This is a genomic window from Metapseudomonas otitidis (assembly GCF_900111835.1).
GTDB lineage: Bacteria > Pseudomonadota > Gammaproteobacteria > Pseudomonadales > Pseudomonadaceae > Metapseudomonas > Metapseudomonas otitidis.
Map to the genome: position 1 here is coordinate 1 of NZ_FOJP01000044.1, position 3,217 is coordinate 3,217.

At 54.1% G+C, this 3,217-nt stretch carries 4 protein-coding genes and 3 tRNA genes; all 7 read right to left on the reverse strand.

What is annotated here, in order from left to right; genetic code table 11:
* A partial coding sequence (locus BM198_RS29220) for a GTP-binding protein (RefSeq protein WP_228379154.1) occupies positions 1-113 on the reverse strand: 113 nt, incomplete at its 3' end.
* An 84-nt stretch (positions 114-197) separates the two neighbouring features.
* Positions 198-273, reverse strand: a tRNA-Thr gene (locus BM198_RS29225).
* A gap of 26 nt (positions 274-299) precedes the next feature.
* Positions 300-373: transfer RNA gene (locus BM198_RS29230), tRNA-Gly, on the reverse strand.
* A 25-nt stretch (positions 374-398) separates the two neighbouring features.
* A tRNA-Tyr gene (locus BM198_RS29235) sits at positions 399-483 on the reverse strand.
* A gap of 142 nt (positions 484-625) precedes the next feature.
* Positions 626-1,306: an SPOR domain-containing protein gene (locus tag BM198_RS29240; protein WP_074974299.1), complete on the reverse strand. Its 681-nt coding sequence runs from the start codon at positions 1,304-1,306 to the stop codon at positions 626-628.
* 8 nt (positions 1,307-1,314) lie between these two features.
* Positions 1,315-2,064 (reverse strand): type III pantothenate kinase, encoded by a 750-nt coding sequence (locus BM198_RS29245; protein ID WP_074974301.1) that lies wholly within the window; start codon positions 2,062-2,064, stop codon positions 1,315-1,317.
* On the reverse strand, positions 2,048-2,998 hold the full coding sequence (gene birA / locus BM198_RS29250) for a bifunctional biotin--[acetyl-CoA-carboxylase] ligase/biotin operon repressor BirA (RefSeq protein WP_074974303.1): 951 nt from the start codon (positions 2,996-2,998) through the stop codon (positions 2,048-2,050). Before birA ends, BM198_RS29245 begins: the two co-directional genes overlap by 17 nt.
* Positions 2,999-3,217 lie beyond the last annotated feature (219 nt).

Below are 3,217 nucleotides of genomic sequence, written 5' to 3' on the forward strand. Positions count from 1 at the left end.
TCGGAGCAGACTTTGGTCAGGGCAGCAGTCAGAGTGGTCTTGCCATGGTCAACGTGACCAATGGTGCCGACGTTGACGTGCGGTTTGTTACGTTCGAATTTTTCTTTAGCCATCGAGAACGTCTCCCATCAATGAATTGAGCGAGTCACGCCACCATTAAAACAAAGGCAGATATTTTCATATCTGCCTTTGTAAGATGGAGCTCATGAGCGGATTTGAACCGCTGACCTCACCCTTACCAAGGGTGTGCTCTACCAGCTGAGCTACATGAGCCAAACACATTGCACAAACATCAAACCTGGAGCGGGTAGCGGGAATCGAACCCGCATCATCAGCTTGGAAGGCTGAGGTTCTACCACTGAACTATACCCGCGGAGCCTGGTGCTCACGCTTGAATCTGGTGGAGGGAGAAGGATTCGAACCTTCGAAGTCTATGACGTCAGATTTACAGTCTGATCCCTTTGGCCACTCGGGAATCCCTCCAATCGGGAGGCCGCATTTTCATCGTAGCCACCCCTGCTGTCAAGCTTTTTCTCATTAAAATCTTGAGGTTAGCTATTTTTGACAGCGCTTCGGCAAACATCTCTTTAGGCCTGCCTGCGAAGCGGGCGCCATTCTATGCAAACTATTCGTGAGATGCAACACCCTGGCAGGGCATAATTTTGTGCTGAAGACCCGGAAAATCTTTCACAAGCGTCGCTAGCAAAGCGTCATCCACAAGTCGACGGCCCTCTCCATCCACGCGAACCCAGTAATCGCGGTGAGCGCGTGGCAACTCACGCATAAGAGGCTCGTACCCCGCATCCTTGAGACGCGTCATTACACTCTCGGCCGAGTCAAGTCTTGGAAAAATCCCAAGTGAGATGCCGTTCTGCAGGTCGCCCTGACTGATCAGGTAGCTGTCGATCTTGCGAGCCTGGAGCTCCTTCAATTGCCGCAACGATGCCTGCCTGGAGGCAAGCGGAGCGAGATAGACCCAGTAGTCAACGCCTGCAGCAGCATCCACACTTTGAATGCTGCTCTGGATATTCAGGGCTAGCAGCCTTTGCTCAACACCCTTCACTTGCTCCTCACGATCCAGGCCTCCCAAAAACAGACAAACCTGAGCATCAGGCAAAGGCGCTGACTGCTGCTGAGCACGAGGGGCAGTATTTTCCTTGGACTCACTCAACAAACGAATGTCTTGCTGCCCCCCCCTGTAAAGAGACAGTGTCTCGACTTCTTTGACCTGGAGAGGGGCCTGTTGTTGGTGCCAAACGTAATAGAAGAGATTCAGCACCAATAAGAGCAGGAACAGCCAGCGCATGGACAACCTCAGTCAAATGGACACGCAATCGCAAGCCCGGAGAAAACCAGATCAGGAGCCAATCTCGCATTGGGCACTTCCTCTTTTACCAATGCAGCATCCCCTCCGGTGAGAAAAATGCAGAAATCCTCTCCCAACTGTTGTCGGGCCAGATCCAATTGCATGCGCACGAACCCCTTGAGCATCAAAAGGCAACCTCGCTCAACGGCTTCAGCGGTGTTCCGCCCTGGCTTCATGTGCGCCACCGCTTGAGCGGCAGCTTCGTCGTCATACCGGATTCGTCGCGTATGCGTTCTGAGCTGGCTACGCATGAGTGGCACTCCTGGACATATATATCCCCCGAGATGCACGCCACTGGAAGTTACGAAGTCGGAGGTGACCGCCGTACCGAGATCAAGCACGAGCGATGCGCTCTTGCTGACGTGGTAGGCGGCAACGACAGCAAGCCATCGATCCAGTCCAAGCTTGTGGAAATCCTCATAGCCATTAACGACTCCCGCCAATACCTTCGAAGAGGATGCGAGCAGAGGCCTTGCATGAAACGCTTGTTCAAGAGCCTGCAGCAGCGCGGAAGTTTCCTCCTCCGAGCGCACACTGACTAATCGGCACTGCTGAATGCCTGAGTAGTCGGAGGCCTTGATTGCCTGGATGACATTGTCGCCATCAGCAGCAACACCTGAAATGAGCGCTCCTTCACTGTCGGTGCCAAGCAGGCGCCATTTGATGAAGCTGTTGCCACAGTCAAGCTCTAGAATCATCTCGCAACCTCAAACTGAGCTCTCCCCCGTTTAGCAGCAACTCGGTGCCCCCCACATCAAGGCGAAGAGCGCCACTTTTATCAATACCAAGAACCACACCGTCCACACGCTTGCTGGCGGTTAGTACGGATACCTCCCTTCCGGTCCACGCATGATGGAGCTCCCACTCCCTCCGAACAGCAGCGAACCCCTCTCCCAGGCAACGGCGGAGCTCACATAGAAGAGCAGCAGCAATTTGCGTGCGATCCTGAAGGGATCCAATCTCGGAACGGACGGACGTCCACTCCTGGGTAATTTCTGCCTGTCGGCTCAACATATTAACGTTGAGCCCGACACCAATAACGACATTACAGATATCAGCTGGATCTCCCACGAGCTCGATGAGAATTCCGGCAATCTTCCGCTCCGCCACCAAAACATCATTGGGCCACTTGAGCTGCGCGGAACTCACACCTAGCGACTGAAGAACCCGCAACACGGCAACACCAACCAGCAGACTCATTCCCTCCAGCTGTCTGGCGCCTCCATCTATCCTGATTACGCATGAGAGATAGAGATTCTCACCATAGGGCGACACCCAGGCTCGCCCTCGACGACCGCGCCCACCAGACTGGTGCTCCGCCAAGACAACAAATGGCGCCTGTACGCCTTGGGATAACAAGCGCAGTGCTTCCGCGTTTGTAGAGTCAATGCTCTCATGGATAAAGATTGGCCACGGCTCACCTAGGGCGAAAAGACGCTCCTGGGAAAGAGGCTCGAATGGAGAAGCAAGGCGATAACCTTTTCCCCGGACCCTATGGATATCCAGGCCGTAAGCAGCCTCAAGGTGCTTCAGATGCTTCCAGACAGCAGCACGGGAAATGCCAAGCGCCTCACCCAGGAACTCTCCGGAATGAAACTGGCCATCCTGAAGGAGACGTATCAGATTCAACATAACGCTCAGCCTCTTTACGAGGCAGGCATCATAGCGGCGCCCTGTTGGGTTGCATAGAAAAGGGATGGGGTGCAGGACTTAACGACTGGGCCCTGCTGCATGAAAGGTCGACTCGATTTTCATCCGCGCAAAGTCAAACCCCCGACCATCTTTCGATGATCGGGGGTTTGGTATAGGTGCTTGACGATGACCTACTCTCACATGGGGAAACCCCACACT